This window comes from Salinicola sp. V024 (assembly GCF_052645315.1).
Genome location: NZ_JBQXYB010000012.1, coordinates 108,697 through 126,823, shown reverse-complemented (window position 1 = coordinate 126,823; position 18,127 = coordinate 108,697). Strand labels below are relative to the sequence as shown.

The following is an 18,127-nucleotide window of genomic DNA, read 5'->3' as shown; positions in this document are numbered from 1 at the left end:
TTCCAGCCATTGGTGTACGGTGGACTTATCCAGGCCATGCTGGCGAGCGACATCCCTCTGACTGACGTCCTCACGTAAACACTGCTGAACAACCCGCAGCTTGAAGCTCTCGTCGTATTTCGCCATCCAAAACACCCCGAAGGTTGGATGGGTGTCCAACTTTCGGGGTGCAGTTCAAAACCGGGGCGGCGTTTCTGACCCTGAAGCCGTTCGATCAGCGCACCCGCACCGCGGCGGAGATCAACGCCGAGATCGCCGGCAAGATCAGTGGTCTCAAGGACGGCATCGCGTTCTCGTTCATGCCGCCACCGATCCTGGGTCTCGGCAACGGCTCCGGCTATCAGCTGTTCATCGAGGATCGCGGCGGGCTCGGCTACGGCCCGCTGCAGGAGGCGGTGACCGCGTTCCAGGGCGCGGTGGTGCAGACGCCGGGGATGAGCTATCCGATCACCAGCTACCAGGCCAACGTGCCCCAGCTCGACGCCGAGGTGGATCGACTCAAGGCCAAGACCCAGGGCGTGGCGGTGAGCGATCTTTTCGATACCCTGCAGACCTATCTGGGCTCCACTTACGTCAACGATTTCAACAGCTTCGGCCGCACCTGGCAGGTGATCGCCCAGGCCGATGCCCCCTATCGCGACAGCGTCGGCGACATCGCCCGGCTGCGTACCCGCAACGCCCAGGGCGAGATGGTGCCGATCGGTTCGATGATCGATATCCACCAGAGCTTCGGCCCCGATCCGGTGCTGCGCTTCAACGGTTACCCGGCGGCGGATCTGGCCGGCGAAGCCGATCCGCGGGTGCTCTCCTCGCCCCAGGCGATGAGCGTTCTGTCCGATATCGGCGCACGGGTACTGCCGGATGGCATCGACTTCGAATGGACCGATCTGAGTTACCAGCAGTTCACCCAGGGCAATGCCGCGCTGGTGGTGTTCCCGCTGGCGGTACTGCTGGTGTTCCTAGTGCTGGCCGCGCTCTACGAGAGCTGGACGTTGCCGCTGGCGGTGATCCTGATCGTGCCGATGTGTCTGCTGTCGGCGCTAGTCGGCGTCAGGATCTCCGGCGGCGATACCAACGTCTTCGTCCAGGTGGGCCTGGTGGTGCTGATCGGGCTGGCCTGCAAGAACGCCATCCTGATCGTCGAATTCGCCCGCGAGCTCGAATTTCAGGGTCGTAGCGTGGTGGAGGCGGCACTGGAAGCCTGCCGGCTGCGGCTGCGTCCGATCATCATGACCTCGATCACCTTCACCGCGGCGGTGATACCGCTGGCGCTGGGCCACGGCGCCGGGGCCGAAGTACGCCAGGCACTGGGGATCGCGGTCTTCGCCGGGATGCTCGGCGTCACCCTGTTCGGCCTGTTCCTGACACCGGTTTTCTACGTGGCGCTGCGCAAGCTGGCCGGCCCGCTCAGCCAGAATCACGGCTCGACGATGGAAGGCGAAGATCACCGGCCACACAGCGACCCCGCCTGATCGGGAGCCACGGCCACACCGGGAAACCGTTGGCAAGGAGGGATACGATGCGTCACCCTGCTGGCAACGCCACCGGGAGCCGCTATCGTGACCGTTTCTCGCCGACTCTTTTTTGCCCTGTGGCCCGACGACGCCAGTCGCCGGGCACTGGCCGCCGAAGCCCAGCGCCTGGCGCCACTCTGCGGCGGCTACCCGTTGCCGGCAGAGAACATGCATATCACGCTGGCGTTTCTGGGTAATGTCGACGAGACCCGGCTCGCTCCCCTCGTGGCCCTCGCGCAGGGCTGGCCGGCGCTGCAGGGCGAGTGGACGCTGGATCGGCTCGGGCATTTCCCCAAGCCCCGCATCGTCTGGGCGGGCAGCCAGGCGTCGAGTCCCGAGCTGATGGCGCTCGATGCCGAGCTCTGGCAGGCGCTGGCCCGTCACGGCTTCACCGCGCCTCAGCGTGAATTCACCCCGCACGTCAGCCTGGTTCGCCAGGCCGACCGCGCGGCACCCCAGTCACGGCTACCCACCCCGCTCCGCTGGCGCTTCGACCGTCTCGCCCTGGTGGAATCGCAGCTCGGCGACGGCGGCTCGCGCTATCGGACGCTGGCTGACAACATCGGCTGAGATCATGGCGATGGGCGCGACTCGCCCTCGGCGGCTTCGAGAAACGCCCCGGTATCGCCCTGAAACAGTGGCAACATGCGCGCCAGCCGCTCGTGGGGCCATTCCCACCAGGCCAGCGCCTCCAGGCGTGCCGCGGTTTCAGGATCCTCGAAGCGGGGCCGCAGCGGGCGAGCGGGGTTGCCGACGACGATGGTGTAGGCGTCAACGTCCTTGGTCACCACGCTACCGGCACCGACGATGGCGCCATTGCCGATGGTGACGCCGGGCAGCACGATGGCACCGTGGCCGATCCAGACATCGTGACCGATCACGACACGATCCTCGGCGCGCCAGTCGAAGATCCGGTCGTCGACGCCCTGGTCGCTGCCGGCGAAGCCGAACTTGCCGGGCGGTAGCTGAAATGGTGCAGCGTCGGCCGCCACCAGGGGTGATTGCTGGGGTTGATACGCACGCTGGAGGCGATCGACGTGAATCTGCCGATCTCGGTGAACATCAGGTCGCAATCGCGCTCGACATAGCTGTAGTCGCCGAGCGTGACGTGGTTGAAGACGCAGCGGTCGCCCACCTCGGTCCAGGCGCCCAGGCGACTCTCGTGGAGTTTCGCCGTGGGCGCGCTGGTGGGGGCGGCGCTCAAGCGCCGGGAAACGGGCTGTGAAGACATGAATCCCTCTCAGAAAAGAATGTCGCTGCCATCGGCAGCCAACTCCACGCCTTCCGGCAGGGTTCGCGGCGTTGCCAGGAAGTCGGCGTCCAGTTCGTGACTGATGTGCGTCAGCCAGGCGCGAGACGGCTGGATTCGCTCGATGATCTCCAGCGCCATGCTGACGTTGTTGTGGTTGCGGGGCGTGGTATGCGACTCCGGGTGCGGGGAGTCACAAGAATCCGGGTGCGGGGAGTTATAAGAATCCGGATGGGTGGCATCGATCACCACGCCATGCGGCCGCCATTCGGTCAGGAAGCGCTCGGTGGCGCCGGGCAAGCCCACGGTATCGCACAACCAGGCCAGCCGATTGACGCCGTCCGAGATCGCGTAACCCAGCGTCGGCTTGCTGTGATTGAGCGGCAACGGCGTCACCGTGAGACCGCCCAGCACCAGAGGCCGAAACGGCTTGAGGCCGGGCTGGAAGTCGAGAATGCCGGGATTCTTGTGCAGGTCGGCGCAGCCTTGAGGGTCTTTGGGACCGTGGACCGGAATCGACTCGCCCCGCCCCCAGCGCAGGTGCAACAGCCCCTGGACATGATCGGCGTGGTAATGCGTCAGCAGAATCGCGGCCGGCCGCTGACGCTCGCAGCGGGCGGCCAGATCCATGCGGCCGGCGTCGATCAGAATCAGGTCGCCATCGAGTTCGATCTCGCCGCAACAGGGCTCGCGGCGGTGGCAGCTCAGCAGCCGCGCCCGCTGGCAGGCCAGGCAGTCGCAGCCGAAGCAGGGAACCTGTCCGCTGTCACCGGTACCCGAAAAGCGCAGCTTCACGCCGGATCGTCCGCTACGGGCGTGGCGTCGAGCCAGGCTTCGAGTGCCTTCACGCCATGCGCCAGCTCGCCGCCGTTGTCGATACGCGCAATATCGCCCAGCGCATCCTCACCGCCGCCGCGCGCCAGCCGCGCCTCGATCTCGGCCAGCGTCTCGCGCCCGCGAGCGATCAGACGCCGGCGCAGCACCTCGACATCCGCCACGACCAGAACCGGCATCAGGGCCGCGCCGAAGCGTTGACGGGCGCGCTCCAGCGCTCGCCGGCTGCCGTTGAGCACCACCGTATGCCCCGCCGCCAGCCACGCTTCGATCTCGATCCCGACGCCGTAGTCGAGCCCATGTGCGCTCCACGAGAGGCAGAACAGCCCCTGCCCCCGCCGCCAGTGAAATGCCTCGCGGGAGAGTTCGATACAGTTCTCCGCCCCGCCGCTGGCGCGCGTGATGTAGCGATGCGCCACCAGCGCGTCCGGGCGACGCCGTGCCAGCTCGCGCAGCAGGCTGTCCTTGCCGACGCCGCTGGCGCCCATGACGTAGATCAGACGCGACATCTCGGACCTCTCGAAAAATACGCCATCAATGGATCTGCCTACCCGCAGACCAAACTCTCTGCACCACCGGATGATCGTCGATCAATCGCACCCGCAGCAGATCGGCACGCAGCCCCGGCGCCAGGCGCCCACGATCGGTCAGGCCTACCGCTTCGGCCGGTATGCGTGTCGCAGTGGCGACCGCCCGGGGCAATGCGTAGCCGTTCTCCATCGCGGCCACCCGGAATACGGCATCGAGCAGCGCCGCCGGATAGTAGTCCGACGACAGGATATCCAGCACGCCCAGCTCGACCAGATCGGCAGCGGCGATATTGCCGGAATGGGAGCCGCCGCGAACCACGTTGGGCGCACCCATCATCACCCCCATGCCGGCCCGGTGGGAGGCCTCGGCCGCTTCGCGGGTGGTGGGAAACTCCGCGACGCGAGTGCCGTACTCGTGGCTCTCGGCGACGTGCTCGACGGTGGCGTCGTCGTGGCTGGCGATCGCCAGACCGCGTTCGCGACAGCTGGCCGCGATGGCGCGACGATGCTCGGCGCTGTAGCGCTGGCTGTTGTCGATCTGGGTTGCCATGAAGGCGTTCATCGCTGCGTCATCGAGCTGGTACTTGCCCTGATAGTAGACGCGATACGCCTCGAGGCTGGCGAACTGGCGCTGGCCGGGGGCGTGATCCATCAGCGACACCAGGCCCAGCAGCGGCGATGACGACAGCTCGTTGAACCGTGCCAGCGTGTTGGGGTGGCTCACTTCGCAGCGCAGGTGCAGGCGATGATCGACCCGCGCCAGACCGTCGTGGACGATCTGCGATAGCGCCTGACACATCTCGTCCAGCGCCCGGTGGCGCATGCTCTGCTCGTCGACGTCACCGATCGAGACCGCATCGAACACGGTGGTGATGCCGCTGGCCGCCATCTGGGCATCGTGAGCCAAGGCCGCCTGACGCCCTGGCCATTCGACCTTGGGCCGCGGCTGGAAATACTTCTCCATGTTGTCGGTGTGCAGCTCGACCAGCCCCGGCAGCAGCGTGTCGCCTTCGCAGTCGATGGCACCGGCGGCCTGGCTCGCGCCGTGGTCGATAGCCGCGATCCGGCCGTCGCGGATCACCAGCGTGCCGTCGATCACCTCGTCGTCGAGCACCAGCCTGGCGTGGGTCAGAATCTGTTCCTGCGCGCTCATGACAGCGTCTCCTGAACGTTCGGGGTGAAAGCAGTGCGAGCGCCGAGGCTGTCGTCCAGCGGCAGCAGACGATCGGCGACGCGCTCGCGCACGTCCTCGTCGTGAAAAATGCCGAGCATCGCCGCGCCGCGGGCCTTGGCCTCGCCGATCAGGGCGATCACCACGTCGCGATTGGTGGCGTCCAGCGATGCGGTGGGTTCGTCGAGCAGCAGCAGCGGATGCTCGCCGATGAACCCGCGGGCGATATTGACGCGCTGCTGTTCGCCGCCGGAGAAGGTACCGGGCGGCAGCTGCCACAACCGTTCGGGCAGATTGAGCCGGGCCAGCAGCGTTTCGGCCCGCTGGCGCGATTCGGCCTCGTCGGCGCCACGCGCCAGCAGCGGTTCCATCACCACGTCGACGGCGGCGACCCGCGGAACCACCCGCAGAAACTGGCTGACGTAGCCGATCACGTCGCGGCGCAGACCGTGCCAGGCGTAGGCCGGCAGCGTCTCGAGGTCGAGCGTGCCATCGTCGAAATGAAGACGGATACGGCCCTGATCGATGCAGTAGTCGCCATGGAGCATCTTCAACAGTGTGCTCTTGCCGATACCGCTGCGTCCGGCCAGCACCAGGCACTCGCCGGCATGCAGCGTCAGCGACAGATCGCGCATCACGTCGATTTCGAGCCCGCCCTGGCCGTGGAGCAGAAACTGCTTGTGCAACCCGCTCACCGTGAGGCGAGGTCGAGCGTTCGTCATGGAATGCATTGAAATTCCTCCCTCAAGGCGTCAGGACAGAAGAAACCAGCAGCTGCGTATACTCGTGCTGCGGATCGTCGAGGATCTGGTCGGTGAGGCCGGTCTCCACCACCTGACCGCGGCGCATCACCGTCAGCCGGTGGGCGAGCAGGCGCGCCACGGCGAGATCGTGGGTCACCAGCACCACCGAGAGACCGAGCTGACGCACCAGCGTGCGCAGCATGTCCAGCAGCCGCGCCTGGACCGAGACGTCGAGCCCGCCGGTGGGCTCGTCCATGAACACCAGCCGCGGCCGAGTGACCAGGGTGCGGGCGATCTGCAGGCGCTGCTGCATGCCGCCGGAAAAGGTGCGCGGCGCATCGTCGATACGCTCGGGATCGAGCTCGACCTGGCGCATCCACTCCTGGCCGGTGGCGCGCAACTGACCGTAATGGCGCTGACCTTGTGCCATCAGCCGCTCGCCGATGTTGGCCCCGGCGGAAACGCCCATCCGCAGGCCATCGCGGGGGTTCTGATGCACCAGACCCCATTCGAGTCGCAGCAGCGCCCGGCGACGCGCCTCACCAATGGCGTAGAGATCGAGCTCGGCCTCATCCCGGTCCAGTACATCTTCTCCGGCATGCCTTCGATAGACCACGCGCCCGGCATCCGGCGCTTCGAGCCCGGCAAGCACGCGCAACAGCGTCGACTTGCCGGAGCCGGATTCGCCGACGATGCCCAGCACCTCCCCGGCGTGCAGTTGAAAGTCGATCGCCTCGCAGCCCTTGGCCGGGCCGTAGAGTCGGGTGATGTCCTGAACGTCGAGCAGAACCGGACGTTCCAGTGCCGGCTTCTTCATGCCACTTCTCCCCGCCGGGTCCGGCAGTAGTCGGTATCGGAGCAGACGAACATCCGCCCGCCCTTGTCGTCGGTGATCACTTCGTCGAGATAGCTGTGATCGCTGCCGCACAGCGCGCAGGTGTGCTCCCAGCTCTGGATCTCGAACGGATGGTCCTCGAAGTCGAGACTCTCGACCCGGGTGTAGGGCGGGATCGCGTAGAGCCGCTTCTCGCGACCGGCGCCGAACAGCATCAGCGCCGGATTGCCGTCGAGCTTGGGGTTGTCGAACTTGGGGATCGGCGACGGGTCCATCACGTATCGTCCGTCCACCTTGACCGGATAGGCGTAGGTGGTGGCGATATGGCCGTAGCGGGCGATGTCCTCGTAGAGCTTGACGTGCATCACGCCGTACTCCTCCAGCGCGTGCATCAGCCGCGTCTCCTGCTCGCTGGGCTCGATGAAGCGCAGCGGCTCGGGAATCGGCACCTGGAACACCAGAATCTGGCCGGCCCGCAGCGGCGTCTCGGGGATCCGGTGGCGGGTCTGGATCACGTCCGCCGCCGTGGTCGCGGTGGTGGTCTCGACGCCGGCCACGCGCTGGAAGAAGTGGCGGATGCTGACCGCGTTGGTGGTGTCGTCGGCGCCCTGATCGATCACCTTGAGAATGTCGTCGGCCCCGAGAATACTGGCGGTGAGCTGCACGCCGCCGGTGCCCCAGCCGTAGGGCATCGGCATCTCGCGGCCGCCGAACGGCACCTGATAGCCGGGAATCGCCACCGCCTTAAGCAGCGCGCGGCGGATCATGCGTTTGGTCTGTTCGTCGAGGTAGGCGAAGTTGTACCCGTCCATATCAACGCTCCTTCGGTTGGGGGCTGGCCGTATCACGAGCGCTGTCGAGTTCCGCCTGACGCGCGGCATGTTCGCGGCGCAGGCGCCGGAGCAGATCGAGCTCGGACTGGAAGTCGACGTAGTGCGGCAGCTTGAGATGCGAGACGAAGCCGGCGGCGTCGACGCTGTCGGCGTGCGCCAGCACGAACTCCGCCTGCTGCGCCGGGCCGATGATCGGCTCGCCCAGCTCCTCGGCGCGCAGGGCACGATCGACCAGCGCCATGGACATGGTCTTGCGCTCGTTGTGGCCGAAGGCGAGGCCGTAACCCCGCGTGAACTGCGGTGCGGCTTCCCGGCTACCGCCGAACTGGTTGATCATCTGGCACTCGCTCAGCGCGATCTCGCCGACGCAGATCGTCTCGTCCCATTCGTCGACATGGATCTCGACCTCCACTTGGCCCAGGCGAATCTCGCCGGCAAACGGATGATTGCGGCCGTAGCCGCGTTGGGTGGAGTACCCCAGCGCCAGCAGGTAACCCTCGTCGCCGCGGGCCAGCATCTGCAGCCGGGCGGCACGGTCCATCGGGTAATCGGGCGGATCGCGGGTGATGTCCGCAGGCTCACTGCCGTCGTCGATCTCCTGCTCCACCAGCCCTTCGTCGTTGAGCAGTTCCAGAATCTGCGGGCACGCCTCGGCTTCGGTGAGTTCTTCGCGAATCTCGGCGGCCGGCACCTCGGCTCCGGCCAGCTGCAGGAAGTCGAGCAGGCGGTGGGTGTAGTCGTAGGTCGGCCCCAGAATCTGGCCGCCCGGGATGTCCTTGTAGGTGGCGCTGATGCGGCGCTCGATGCGCATGTTGGCGGTTTCGAGCGGTTCGCTGACCGCCAGTCGCGGCAGCGTGGTGCGATAGGCGCGCAGCAGGAACACGGCTTCGGTGAGATCGCCGCTGGCCTGCTTGAACGCCAGCGCGGCGAGCTCGGGGTCATAGAGCGAGGCTTCGCTCATCACCCGGTCGACGGCCAGGCGCAGCTGATCGCCGATCTGGGCGACCTCGAGTTCCGGACGCTCGCGATCGCCCCGGCGGCGGTCGGCCAGCCAGCGGTGGGCGTTGGCAATCGCCTGCTCGCCTCCCTTGACGGCTACGTACATCAGTTCGTCTCCTGAGAATCGGCGCGAGCCTCGACACTCGCAATTCGGGTGCTGCGGGGAATCGCCACCAGCTGCGCACCGCAGCCGAAGATGACGTCCAGCCCCTGCGGAAAGCTGGCACGGTTGCCGGCCAGGCGGGTCATCAGGAGGTGGCAGCCGGGGGCGTCGCCGACGTCGAGTGCGCGGGTGGTCTCGATGCCAGGCCCGGAGAGACTCCAGGGCCCGGCGTTGGCCAGTCGCTCCACGGCAACCAGCAGCGTCGTGCCGCGATCGGGATAGGTGTCGCTGCCCAGCGCAAACGGCGTCTGCGGATCGAAGGATTCTTGGGTCAGCAGCGCGAAGTCGGCGCTCGCCGGGTCGTCGGTGAATCGCGCCCCGGTGTGGAAGGTCAGCGCCTCGCGCAGGGTCGGCGTATCGAGGTCGGCGGCGATCCAGATGCGCGTCTCGAGATCGCAGAGCGTCAGCACCACACCCCACAGGGCGGCGCCCAGAAGCGGCTGCCGCGGCTGGGCAGGCGGTGTCGGGGCGACCAGTTCGTGCACGGTGCCGGGCTCGGACATGGCGCCGAGTACCTGCCGAAACAGGCGTTGGCTGTCATGGACGGTGTCATCCAGGGCTGGCCAGGACAGATTCATCACGCTTCTCCTTCGGGTTTATTCACCACGTACGAGAGTGAAGAAGTCGACGCGGGTAGCGGCGGCGGTGGCGGCGTCGCGGCGCTGGCGCTCGGTGAGTTCGGCGGCCAGCGGCGCGAGCAGCTGCGTCTCGAGTGCCGGCTGCCATTCGGCGTGCTGGACGACGGCATCGGTCAGCGCGATCAGTTCGGCGTGGCGATGATCGCGACCGCGGACCCAGCCATGGCCGACGGTGCCGTCGTCGAGGGCGACGCTGGCGCGGGTCAGGGTCATCTCGCCGAGATGGAAGGCGTTACCAGTGCCGCCGGTGCGGCCCTTGAGCATCGCCATGCCGGTTTCCGGGCCGCGCACGCAGCGGTGCGGGGGAAAACCGCCGCGCTGCGCTGCGAGCGTCGTCCAGCACGCCTCGATCCGCTCGCACGGGGAGAGCGCCAGTAAACGCTGGCGCGCGTTTCGTAATGTGTGACTCATGACGCAACCTCGTCGGTGACGGAATCCAGGGGGTCGGTGTCGAAATCAACGTGATAGGAGAGTCGGTCGGCACGCGCACGCCCGGCGGAGACTTCCACCAGCACGCCGTCGGCGTCGGTGTTGTCGCTGGTCATCACCAGCAGCGGGGCGTTGAGCGGGCACTGCAGCCAGCGGGTGTCGTCGCGATCGGCACCGACGGCGTCGATGCGTACGCGTCGTCGGTGCAGGCGCAGGCCGTAGTGCTGGCCCAGCAGAGCGCGGGTGGAGCCGCCGCGATAGCGCTCGAGCCAGCCCGGCACGCGCTCGGGATCGAACCAGTGACGCAGCCGCATCAGCGGGGCATCGTCGACGTAGCGCACGGTATCGACCCGTAGCAGCGGCTCGGCGACGGAACGGCCGAAACGCAGAGCGATCGCCTCGGGAGGCGTCACGAACCCCTGTTCGAGACAGCAGGTGTCCGAAGGCAGACCCAGGCCGGCCAGATTCTGGGTCACCTTGCTGCCGGCGCTGACGGCGTAGTCGAGCCGCCGGTCGACGACCTGGGTGCCGCGACCCTGATGGCGCGTCACCATGCCGGCGGCGACCAGTTCGTCCAGCGCCCGGCGTACCGTGTGGCGATTGACCGCGAAGCGCTTGGCCAGCTGCGCCTCGGTCGGCAGCAGATCGCCCGGCGCGTAGTCGGCGCGCACCTCGCGCACCAGCTCTTCGGCCAGTTCGCGGTAGCGGGGTATCGTCAGAATTTGTCTAGACATGATGAGTTCCGATTCATCGCCACACGTAGGGACGGTCAAACCTCGAGAATTCAGTAGGTAGTACGCTACTTTTCGAAGCGCCCGCATAAATCGCCGAGCGGGATGAAGCGCAAGGCGCCCGGAACGCAGAAAGCGAGACATAACTTGGGGTTAGGCGAGATTTCGAGTACCGCGTAACGCAGCGATTCGCACGCGTAGGCATTTATGTCATTCCTTAGATGAAGCGCTTGCGAACACGTTGCGACACCATGTCCAGCAGCGTCACGGCGACGATGATCACCAGCATGATCGTGGCGGTTTCGGTGTACTGAAATCCGCGCATGGTTTCCCACAGCGAGACGCCGATCCCGCCGCCGCCGACCATGCCGAGTACCGTCGCCGAGCGGATGTTGGACTCGAAGCGATAGAGGCTGACCGAGATCCACAGCGGCAGCACCTGGGGGATCAGACCGAAGATGATCTCTTCCAGGCGCCCGGCACCGGTGACGCGAACGCCTTCCATCGGCCCGGCATCGGTGGCTTCCACCGCCTCCGAGAACAGCTTGGCGAGGACCCCGGTGGTATGGACGAACAGCGCCATGGTGCCGGCGAACGGCCCCAGGCCAACGGCGACCACGAACACCATCGCGAACACCAGCTCGTTGATCGCGCGGCACGCATCCATCAGCCGTCGCACCGGCTGGTTGACCCACCACGGCGCCAGGTTGTCGGACGAGAGCAGGCCGAACGGAATGGCGAACAGCACCGCCAGCAGCGTGCCCCAGATGGCGATCTGGATGGTGATCAGCATCTGATCGATGTAGTGATCGAGACTGCCGAAGGTCGGCGGCACGAAGTCGGCGGCGAGCGTGGCCATGTTGCCGGCGTTGGTGACCAGCAGGCTCGGCGCCATCTCGGCGCCCTGCCAGGCCCAGCCGAGGACGACGACGGCGATGACCCAGCCGAGCAGTGTGGTCCAGCTGCGTTTACCCGATCGGGCTCGCGCATCGAGTGTGGAAGTGGTCATGCATGGACTCCGCTGCATCGATCATGAAGATGGCCAGGGCGGTGGGAACGTCGAGATCCGCCCTGGCCTGTCAGAGACTCGTGTTCAGAACACGTCTTCTTTACTGGGTCGCCATCGCGGTGCTGACGGTCCCATCCTTCTGGGCCTTCTTGGCCTGCGCGGCTTCGCGAGCGTCCATGCGCTCGTTCAGCGACTCGAGACGGGCATCGAGATCCGACAGCTGCTTCTGCTTGTCGTCGGCATCGAGCGAATCGTCGGCGGCGATCTGGGCGCGCTGCTTGAACAGTTCGAGCTGACGGATCGGCAGCAGCTGGTCGTTGTCGGAAGCGGAAAAACCGGACCACTGCAGCGGCTCGAGAATCTTTTTCTGCTTGGCGGTATCGCCGTAGCTCAGGAAGAAATCGCGCAGCTCATCCTTGGTCTGCTGGGGCAGATTGGTGCGCCAGACCAGCGGATCGGAGGGGATCAACGGCGACTTCCAGATCACCTTGAGCTGATCGGCCTTCTCGGGATGGGTGATTTCGAGGCGCTCCATGCTCTCGGTGTTGAACGTGGCGACATCGACCTGGCCGTTGGCCACGGTCAGCGCGTTGGTCTCGTGGTTGGCGTTGAGCGTGCGCTTGAATGCGGTTTTGGGATCGACGTGGTTCTTGGCGAAGACGTAGTAACCCGGTACCAGATAGCCGGAGGTGGAGTTGGGATCGCCGTTGCCGAAGGTCAGCTCGCTGGCGTGCTCGAGGATATCGTCGACGTCGTTGTAGGGGCTGTCCTTGTTGACGATCATCAGGCTCCAGTAACCCGGTGCGCCGTTGGCGGCGACGGTCTGGGCGAAGATCTCGCCACCGGCGCGATCGACCGCTTCCATGGCCGACTTGTTGCCGTACCAGGCGAGATCGACCTTGTCGAAACGCATCGCCTGGATCACCGCGGCGTAGTCGGTGGCGAAGAACGGCTTGACCTCGACGCCCAGGGCGTCGGCCATGTCGTCCAGAAACGGCTGCCACTGGGTCGACTGGTTGGTGCTCGACTCGGTGGAGATGATGCCGAAGCGCAGCGGCTGGTCGGCGGCCTGGGCCGAACTGACGGCAAGCGTGCTGCCAAGCAGGCCGAGCCCGGCGATCAGCGGCAGAGCCGCACGGCGTAAGCAAGATGAGATCATGTCGTTTCCTTGAAGGTCGGTGGTGGTGGATCGGTTGTTATGGGCTCGTATTCGCCCGGATCAGCCCACCGCGTGCAGCGGCGGTGCGATCCGGGGATCGGGTTGGCGGGACTCGAGTTCGTCGAGGCCGGCGTTCTCGTAGAGCGTCTGCAGGCGGTTATCGGTGAGGCCTTCGATCGGCCCGTCGTAATAGAGCCGGCCGAGCTTGAGCGCGATGGCACGACGGCAGTAACGGCGGGCGACCTCGACTTGATGCAGCGTGACGACGACGGTGCGGCCATCCTCGCGGTTGATCCGCTGCAGGATTTCCATCACCTCGCGGGCACTGCGCGGATCGAGCGAGGCGATCGGCTCGTCGGCGAAGATCACTTCCGCCTCCTGAACCAGCGCCCGAGCGATGGCGACGCGCTGCATCTGGCCACCGGAAAGGGTGTTGGCGCGCTGATGGGCCAGGCCGACGATGCCGACGCGCTCCAGCGCGCGCAGCGCCAGATCGCGTTCCTGCTGGGTGAAGCGGCCGATCAGCGCCCGCCAGCGCGGCATCGCACCGAGATGGCCGATCAATACATTGGTCAACACGCTGAGACGGCCGGCGAGATTGAACTGCTGGAAGATATAGCCGCAGCGACGGCGCTGTTCGCGGCTGGCGCCGAGCAGACGCCCACCGCGCTGTACGTCGCGATCCAGCACCCGCACATGGCTGTGCGAATGGCGGTCGGCACGGCTCAATCCAACGAGGTGACGCAGCAGGGTCGACTTGCCCGAGCCCGACGGCCCGATCAGGGTGACCATTTCGCCGTTGGCGATCTCGAACCCGACCTCGCGCAGCGCGGCGTGGTTGCCGAAGGATTTGTCGAGCCGTTCGACGCTAATCATGACGGTCATACGATTCGTCCCGGAAAGTGTCGGGCCGTGGGTCGGATCATCAACCCCTGGCCCCGAAATGTTGAACACAGTCTGGCGATGTCGTGTGACGGTTATTTATCTAGACAATTAAGAAACGGTGACAAAGCGGAGGGCGGGAGGGGAAACGAAAAAAGCGCCCGCAGGCGCTTTTCCATGTCTATCAGCGGTTTGACGATTCGTGTCATGTCGTTGACACGAATTCGTCGTCGAATCGTCATGCGGGAGCGGGGTTAAGCTTCAGGCTTTCGCCTTGCTCGGCTTGGCACCGGACTTCTTCCGGCCACCGGATTTTTCCTCGGCCGGCAGGAAACCGCCCTGCTGCAGCACGTCCTCGTAACCTTCGCGGAAGGTGGGATAGCGAAACGTGTAGCCGGAATCCAGCAGCCGCTGGTTGTTGCAGCGCTTGCTCGAACGACGACGCAGAGGCGACTGAATGACGTCAGGCGTCTCGACCTTGAGCCGCTTGGCGATCCAGGCCATCACTTCATGCAGCGGCGCCGAATCGCAGTCGCTGGCGAGATAGATCGGCTCCAGCGGCTTACCATCCAGCGTCAGCTGGATCAGGTGGGCGATCACGCCCGCACAGTCGTCGCGATGGATGCGGTTGGAGTACATCGGCGGGTTGGAAGCCGCAATACGGCCCTCGCTCACCTGGCGGATCAGACGATCGCGTCCCGGACCGTAGATGCCCGAGAAACGCAGCGCCGTACCCGGCAGGTCGTGCGCGAACAGTGCCTGCTCGGCTTCGCGCATCAGCGTGCCGGAGAAGCCGTGGGGTTCGGTCTCGGTGGTTTCATCGACCGCTTCGCCCGCCTGCTGGGCGTAGACACTGGTCGAAGAGACGAAAAATATCCGTTCGGGCTTCTTTTTACGGGAGCCGAAGGTCTGCAGAACAGTCTTCAGACCCGTCGGATAAGCCGCCTCGTAGGCGGACTCTTCGAACCGGTCCGCGGTCACCGAATAGACGATGATGTCGGCGTCCGGCAACGCCGCCAGCGCGGTCTCGTCGGTGACGTCCAGCGCCACCGCCTCGATACCGGTTCCATCGAGCGCAGCGACATTGCGCCGCGCGCCGATTACCCGCTGGCCGGCGTCGATCAACTGCTTCCCGAGCTGGGTGCCGATATCGCCGCAACCGAGAATTAGCGTAGTTTTCTTCACCTTTCCCTAGCCTCTTGGTAAAACGTCCTTGATGATTCGTCCTTGAGGACGCGCCCAACCACGAGAACTGCGTACCTGTCGACTCATTCGCGCCACTGAGTCGACTTGTGCATCCGCCGTCGCTTTGCTTTATTCATTCGCCGTATCGCGCAGACAGGGAGCCTTTTGGTCCCAGCTAATGACTCTAACAGAACTCCGCTACATCGTAACCTTGGCCCAGGAGCGCCACTTCGGTCGCGCCGCCGAACGCTGCTTCGTTTCTCAGCCGACGCTTTCGGTGGCCGTCAAGAAACTCGAGGACGAACTCGGCATTGCTCTGTTCGAACGCTCCAAATCCACCGTCCAGGTCACCCCGCTGGGAGAGCGGATCGTCGAGCAGGCCCAGCGCGTGCTGGAACAGGCCACGCTGATCCGCGAAATGGCCACCGAAGGCAAGGATCAGTTGATCAGCCCGCTGCGAATCGGCGCCATCTACACCATCGGCCCCTATCTGTTTCCGCATCTGATCCCGGCTTTGACGCGCATTGCCCCGCAGATGCCGCTCTATATCGAGGAGAGTTTCACCGGTGTGCTGCGCCGCAAGCTGCGCAGCGGCGAACTCGATGCAATCTTCGTGGCGCTGCCGTTCAACGAGCCCGATGTCGTCACCAAGACACTCTACGAGGAGCCGTTCGAGGTCCTGCTGCCGGCCGGCCATCCGTGGACGGAGAAGGCGGCGATCGACAAGGAGGATCTGCTCACCGAACGTCTGCTGCTGCTCGGCGAAGGCCACTGCTTCCGTGACCAGATTCTGGAGGCCTGCCCGGCGATCAACGCCCAGCTCAACAATCCCTCGAACACCCTGATCGCCGAGGGCGGCTCGCTGGAAACCATTCGTCACATGGTCGCCTCGGGGCTGGGTATCACGGTGCTGCCCAAGCTGGCGATCGGCACCAGTCACTACGAAAACGGTCTGCTGGAGAGCCGCCCGTTCAAGGGCAGCGCCCCCAAGCGCAGCGTGGCGCTGGCGTGGCGCGCGAGCTTCCCGCGACCCAAGGCGATCGATGCGCTGATCCAGGCGATCGATAAAATCCAGGGCAGCGACGTCGAGGCCGCATGAGCCTCGACCAACCGGTTACCGAACTCTCCGGCGTCGGCGAAGCGCTGGCCGGCAAACTGGCCAGACTGCGCATCGAGCACATCGCCGATCTGCTGTTTCACCTGCCGCTGCGCTATCAGGACCGAACGCGGATCACGCCGATCGGCACCCTGCGTGCCGGCACCGAAGCAGTGGTCGAAGGCGAAGTCAGCGCCGCCGAAGTCGTTCGCGGCCGTCGCCGCAGCCTGCTGGTCCGGCTCAAGGATGGCTCCGGCATTCTCAGCCTGCGCTTCTTTCACTTCTCGCCGGCCCAGCAGCAGCAGTTCGTCAAGGGCGTGCAGGTGCGCTGCTTCGGCGAAGCCCGCGCCGGCAGCACCGGGCTCGAGATCTATCATCCGGAATATCGCCTGATCCAGTCCGACGCCACGCCGGTGGACGAACACCTGACGCCGATCTATCCCGCCACCGAGGGTCTGGCACAACCGCGCCTGCGCGCCCTGATCCAGCAGGCGCTGAAGCGACTGGCGGCAGCCCCCGAGAGCCTGCCGGAGTGGATTCCCGAACCGTTGCGCGGGCGTTTTCGCCTGCCGGGGCTGATCGAATCGCTGCGCTATCTCCACGAGCCACCGCCCGATGCCCCGCAGGAGCGTCTGGCCGACGGCCGTCACCCCGCCCAGCGACGGCTGGCCCTGGAAGAGCTGCTGGCCCATCAGTTGAGCCTGCGCCAGGTCCGCCTGCGGATTCAGGCCGATGGCGCCCCCCGGCTCGCCGCCGCCAGCAATCTGCAGGCGCGCTTCCTGACCCAGCTGCCGTTCTCGCTGACCCAGGCCCAGCGCCGCGTGCTGGAGGAGATCGGACGCGACCTGGAGCGGGAGGTACCGATGCTGAGGCTGGTGCAGGGCGATGTCGGCTCGGGCAAGACCGTGGTCGCCGCCATGGCGGTGCTGAACGCCATTGCCGGCGACTGCCAGGCGGCGGTGATGGCGCCCACCGAGATCCTCGCCGAGCAGCACTTCCGCCAGTTCCGGGCCTGGCTCGAACCGCTGGGGATCGAGGTGGGCTGGCTGGCCGGCAAGCTCAAGGGCAAGGCGCGCCTGGACACCAAGGCGGCCATCGCCGACGGTCGCGTGCAGGTCGCCGTGGGCACCCACGCGCTGTTTCAGGATGACGTGATCTTCCATCGTCTGGGACTCGCCGTGATCGACGAGCAGCATCGATTCGGCGTTCACCAGCGCCTGGCGCTGCGCCAGAAAGGCGAGTCCGGCGGCCTGACGCCGCATCAGCTGATCATGACCGCCACACCGATCCCGCGCACCCTGGCGATGAGTGCCTACGCCGATCTCGATCTCTCGGTGATCGACGAGCTGCCACCGGGCCGCACCCCGGTGCATACCGTGGCAGTGCCCGACGAGCGGCGTCCGGAAGTGATTCAGCGCATCCGCAATGCCTGTGCCGAAGGGCGTCAGGCCTACTGGGTCTGCACTCTGATCGAGGAGTCGGAGACGCTGACCTGCCAGGCCGCGGAAGTGACCCGCGATACGCTGGTGGAAGCGTTACCGGAGCTCAACGTGGGGCTGGTCCACGGGCGCATGAAGGCGCAGGAGAAAGTCGAGGTGATGGACGCCTTCAAGCGCGGCGAGCTGGACCTGCTGGTGGCGACCACGGTGATCGAGGTCGGGGTCGACGTGCCCAACGCCAGTCTGATGATCATCGAAAATCCGGAGCGGTTGGGGCTCTCCCAGCTGCACCAGCTACGGGGTCGGGTCGGACGCGGGCGCGTCGACAGCTACTGCGTTCTGCTCTATCACCCACCGCTGTCGAACCACTCCCGCCAGCGTCTCGGTATCCTGCGCGACACCACCGACGGCTTCAAGGTGGCGGAAAAGGACCTCGAACTGCGCGGCCCCGGCGAAGTGCTCGGCACCCGCCAGACCGGCCTGGCGCAGATGAAGATCGCCGATCTGGAGCGCGACCGCGACCTGCTCGATACCGTCACCGCGCTGGCCCAGGCGCTACTCGAAGAAGCCCCCGACGCCGCGACCCCGCTGATCCGCCGCTGGCTGGGCGACGAAGCCGGACGCTACGGGCAGGTGTGAAGCCTGGCGGCTCCCCTAATCGGCCAGCGAGTTACCGGGAAGACTGCCC

At 66.0% G+C, this 18,127-nt stretch carries 20 protein-coding genes and 1 pseudogene; 4 read left to right on the top strand and 17 right to left on the bottom strand.

Annotation, left to right across the window (positions count from 1 at the left end; all coding sequences use genetic code 11):
• A partial coding sequence (locus ACUN9V_RS16055; protein ID WP_445512135.1) for a transposase occupies nucleotides 1–126 on the bottom strand: 126 nt, incomplete at its 3' end.
• Nucleotides 127–179: 53 nt separating this feature from the next.
• Between ACUN9V_RS16055 and ACUN9V_RS16050 the strand changes: the two are divergent.
• Nucleotides 180–1,472 (top strand): annotated as a pseudogene (locus tag ACUN9V_RS16050) (efflux RND transporter permease subunit); the annotation flags it as partial.
• 87 nt (nucleotides 1,473–1,559) lie between these two features.
• Complete coding sequence (gene thpR / locus ACUN9V_RS16045; protein WP_445512134.1) at nucleotides 1,560–2,084, top strand: RNA 2',3'-cyclic phosphodiesterase; 525 nt, start codon at nucleotides 1,560–1,562, stop codon at nucleotides 2,082–2,084.
• 2 nt (nucleotides 2,085–2,086) lie between these two features.
• Here the strand turns inward: thpR and ACUN9V_RS16040 are convergent, their stop codons facing one another.
• The 16 genes from ACUN9V_RS16040 to ACUN9V_RS15965 form a co-directional block, all read right to left on the bottom strand.
• Entirely contained in the window at nucleotides 2,087–2,395 is a 309-nt protein-coding gene (locus tag ACUN9V_RS16040; RefSeq protein WP_445512133.1) for a CatB-related O-acetyltransferase, read from the bottom strand.
• On the bottom strand, nucleotides 2,392–2,745 hold the full coding sequence (locus ACUN9V_RS16035; RefSeq protein ID WP_445512132.1) for a hypothetical protein: 354 nt from the start codon (nucleotides 2,743–2,745) through the stop codon (nucleotides 2,392–2,394). Before ACUN9V_RS16035 ends, ACUN9V_RS16040 begins: the two co-directional genes overlap by 4 nt.
• Before the next feature lie 9 nt (nucleotides 2,746–2,754).
• Nucleotides 2,755–3,558, bottom strand: a complete 804-nt coding sequence (locus tag ACUN9V_RS16030) for an MBL fold metallo-hydrolase (protein ID WP_445512131.1) — start codon at nucleotides 3,556–3,558, stop codon at nucleotides 2,755–2,757.
• Nucleotides 3,555–4,106 (bottom strand): ribose 1,5-bisphosphokinase, encoded by a 552-nt coding sequence (gene phnN, locus ACUN9V_RS16025; RefSeq protein ID WP_445512130.1) that lies wholly within the window; start codon nucleotides 4,104–4,106, stop codon nucleotides 3,555–3,557. The genes ACUN9V_RS16030 and phnN overlap by 4 nt, the downstream gene beginning before the upstream one ends.
• A 25-nt stretch (nucleotides 4,107–4,131) precedes the next feature.
• On the bottom strand, nucleotides 4,132–5,280 hold the full coding sequence (locus ACUN9V_RS16020) for an alpha-D-ribose 1-methylphosphonate 5-triphosphate diphosphatase (protein ID WP_445512129.1): 1,149 nt from the start codon (nucleotides 5,278–5,280) through the stop codon (nucleotides 4,132–4,134).
• Entirely contained in the window at nucleotides 5,277–6,029 is a 753-nt protein-coding gene (gene phnL, locus ACUN9V_RS16015) for a phosphonate C-P lyase system protein PhnL (protein WP_445512128.1), read from the bottom strand. The genes ACUN9V_RS16020 and phnL overlap by 4 nt, the downstream gene beginning before the upstream one ends.
• 13 nt (nucleotides 6,030–6,042) lie before the next feature.
• Entirely contained in the window at nucleotides 6,043–6,858 is an 816-nt protein-coding gene (gene phnK / locus ACUN9V_RS16010; protein ID WP_445512127.1) for a phosphonate C-P lyase system protein PhnK, read from the bottom strand.
• Nucleotides 6,855–7,688 (bottom strand): alpha-D-ribose 1-methylphosphonate 5-phosphate C-P-lyase PhnJ, encoded by an 834-nt coding sequence (locus ACUN9V_RS16005; RefSeq protein ID WP_445512126.1) that lies wholly within the window; start codon nucleotides 7,686–7,688, stop codon nucleotides 6,855–6,857. Before ACUN9V_RS16005 ends, phnK begins: the two co-directional genes overlap by 4 nt.
• A gap of 1 nt (nucleotide 7,689) precedes the next feature.
• Nucleotides 7,690–8,814 (bottom strand): carbon-phosphorus lyase complex subunit PhnI, encoded by a 1,125-nt coding sequence (locus tag ACUN9V_RS16000; RefSeq protein ID WP_445512125.1) that lies wholly within the window; start codon nucleotides 8,812–8,814, stop codon nucleotides 7,690–7,692.
• Nucleotides 8,814–9,449 carry a phosphonate C-P lyase system protein PhnH gene (gene phnH / locus ACUN9V_RS15995; RefSeq protein WP_445512124.1) on the bottom strand — a complete coding sequence of 212 codons (636 nt, stop codon included), beginning with the start codon at nucleotides 9,447–9,449 and terminating at the stop codon, nucleotides 8,814–8,816. The genes ACUN9V_RS16000 and phnH overlap by 1 nt, the downstream gene beginning before the upstream one ends.
• Before the next feature lie 18 nt (nucleotides 9,450–9,467).
• Nucleotides 9,468–9,920 carry a phosphonate C-P lyase system protein PhnG gene (phnG, locus tag ACUN9V_RS15990; protein WP_445512123.1) on the bottom strand — a complete coding sequence of 151 codons (453 nt, stop codon included), beginning with the start codon at nucleotides 9,918–9,920 and terminating at the stop codon, nucleotides 9,468–9,470.
• The gene (phnF, locus tag ACUN9V_RS15985; RefSeq protein ID WP_445512122.1) at nucleotides 9,917–10,672 is read right to left on the bottom strand and encodes a phosphonate metabolism transcriptional regulator PhnF; all 756 of its coding nucleotides are present in this window, start codon (nucleotides 10,670–10,672) and stop codon (nucleotides 9,917–9,919) included. The genes phnG and phnF overlap by 4 nt, the downstream gene beginning before the upstream one ends.
• A gap of 214 nt (nucleotides 10,673–10,886) precedes the next feature.
• On the bottom strand, nucleotides 10,887–11,678 hold the full coding sequence (gene phnE, locus ACUN9V_RS15980; protein WP_110693478.1) for a phosphonate ABC transporter, permease protein PhnE: 792 nt from the start codon (nucleotides 11,676–11,678) through the stop codon (nucleotides 10,887–10,889).
• Nucleotides 11,679–11,778: 100 nt separating this feature from the next.
• Complete coding sequence (gene phnD, locus ACUN9V_RS15975; protein ID WP_075561550.1) at nucleotides 11,779–12,837, bottom strand: phosphonate ABC transporter substrate-binding protein; 1,059 nt, start codon at nucleotides 12,835–12,837, stop codon at nucleotides 11,779–11,781.
• Nucleotides 12,838–12,897: 60 nt separating this feature from the next.
• The gene (gene phnC / locus ACUN9V_RS15970; protein ID WP_445512121.1) at nucleotides 12,898–13,722 is read right to left on the bottom strand and encodes a phosphonate ABC transporter ATP-binding protein; all 825 of its coding nucleotides are present in this window, start codon (nucleotides 13,720–13,722) and stop codon (nucleotides 12,898–12,900) included.
• A 258-nt stretch (nucleotides 13,723–13,980) separates the two neighbouring features.
• Complete coding sequence (locus tag ACUN9V_RS15965) at nucleotides 13,981–14,904, bottom strand: SDR family oxidoreductase (protein WP_445512120.1); 924 nt, start codon at nucleotides 14,902–14,904, stop codon at nucleotides 13,981–13,983.
• A 178-nt stretch (nucleotides 14,905–15,082) separates the two neighbouring features.
• On the opposite strand from ACUN9V_RS15965, the gene ACUN9V_RS15960 reads away from it, so the two are divergent.
• Both ACUN9V_RS15960 and recG read left to right on the top strand, forming a co-directional pair.
• Complete coding sequence (locus ACUN9V_RS15960; RefSeq protein WP_075561547.1) at nucleotides 15,083–16,003, top strand: hydrogen peroxide-inducible genes activator; 921 nt, start codon at nucleotides 15,083–15,085, stop codon at nucleotides 16,001–16,003.
• A complete protein-coding gene (gene recG / locus ACUN9V_RS15955) occupies nucleotides 16,000–18,078 on the top strand; it encodes an ATP-dependent DNA helicase RecG (protein ID WP_445512119.1) in 2,079 nt (692 codons plus the stop codon). The genes ACUN9V_RS15960 and recG overlap by 4 nt, the downstream gene beginning before the upstream one ends.
• Nucleotides 18,079–18,127 lie beyond the last annotated feature (49 nt).

What these genes read in the sequence shown, in the direction of transcription:
- phnE (WP_110693478.1), bottom strand. Translation starts at nt 11,678, where the DNA reads ATGACCACTTCCACACTCGATGCGCGAGCCCGATCGGGTAAACGCAGC.
- phnK (WP_445512127.1), bottom strand. Translation starts at nt 6,858, where the DNA reads ATGAAGAAGCCGGCACTGGAACGTCCGGTTCTGCTCGACGTTCAGGAC.
- phnD (WP_075561550.1), bottom strand. Translation starts at nt 12,837, where the DNA reads ATGATCTCATCTTGCTTACGCCGTGCGGCTCTGCCGCTGATCGCCGGG.
- ACUN9V_RS16000 (WP_445512125.1), bottom strand. Translation starts at nt 8,814, where the DNA reads ATGTACGTAGCCGTCAAGGGAGGCGAGCAGGCGATTGCCAACGCCCAC.
- phnN (WP_445512130.1), bottom strand. Translation starts at nt 4,106, where the DNA reads ATGTCGCGTCTGATCTACGTCATGGGCGCCAGCGGCGTCGGCAAGGAC.
- phnG (WP_445512123.1), bottom strand. Translation starts at nt 9,920, where the DNA reads ATGAGTCACACATTACGAAACGCGCGCCAGCGTTTACTGGCGCTCTCC.
- phnF (WP_445512122.1), bottom strand. Translation starts at nt 10,672, where the DNA reads ATGTCTAGACAAATTCTGACGATACCCCGCTACCGCGAACTGGCCGAA.
- phnC (WP_445512121.1), bottom strand. Translation starts at nt 13,722, where the DNA reads ATGACCGTCATGATTAGCGTCGAACGGCTCGACAAATCCTTCGGCAAC.
- ACUN9V_RS15960 (WP_075561547.1), top strand. Translation starts at nt 15,083, where the DNA reads ATGACTCTAACAGAACTCCGCTACATCGTAACCTTGGCCCAGGAGCGC.
- ACUN9V_RS16005 (WP_445512126.1), bottom strand. Translation starts at nt 7,688, where the DNA reads ATGGACGGGTACAACTTCGCCTACCTCGACGAACAGACCAAACGCATG.
- recG (WP_445512119.1), top strand. Translation starts at nt 16,000, where the DNA reads ATGAGCCTCGACCAACCGGTTACCGAACTCTCCGGCGTCGGCGAAGCG.
- phnL (WP_445512128.1), bottom strand. Translation starts at nt 6,029, where the DNA reads ATGCATTCCATGACGAACGCTCGACCTCGCCTCACGGTGAGCGGGTTG.
- ACUN9V_RS16020 (WP_445512129.1), bottom strand. Translation starts at nt 5,280, where the DNA reads ATGAGCGCGCAGGAACAGATTCTGACCCACGCCAGGCTGGTGCTCGAC.
- phnH (WP_445512124.1), bottom strand. Translation starts at nt 9,449, where the DNA reads ATGAATCTGTCCTGGCCAGCCCTGGATGACACCGTCCATGACAGCCAA.
- ACUN9V_RS16035 (WP_445512132.1), bottom strand. Translation starts at nt 2,745, where the DNA reads ATGTCTTCACAGCCCGTTTCCCGGCGCTTGAGCGCCGCCCCCACCAGC.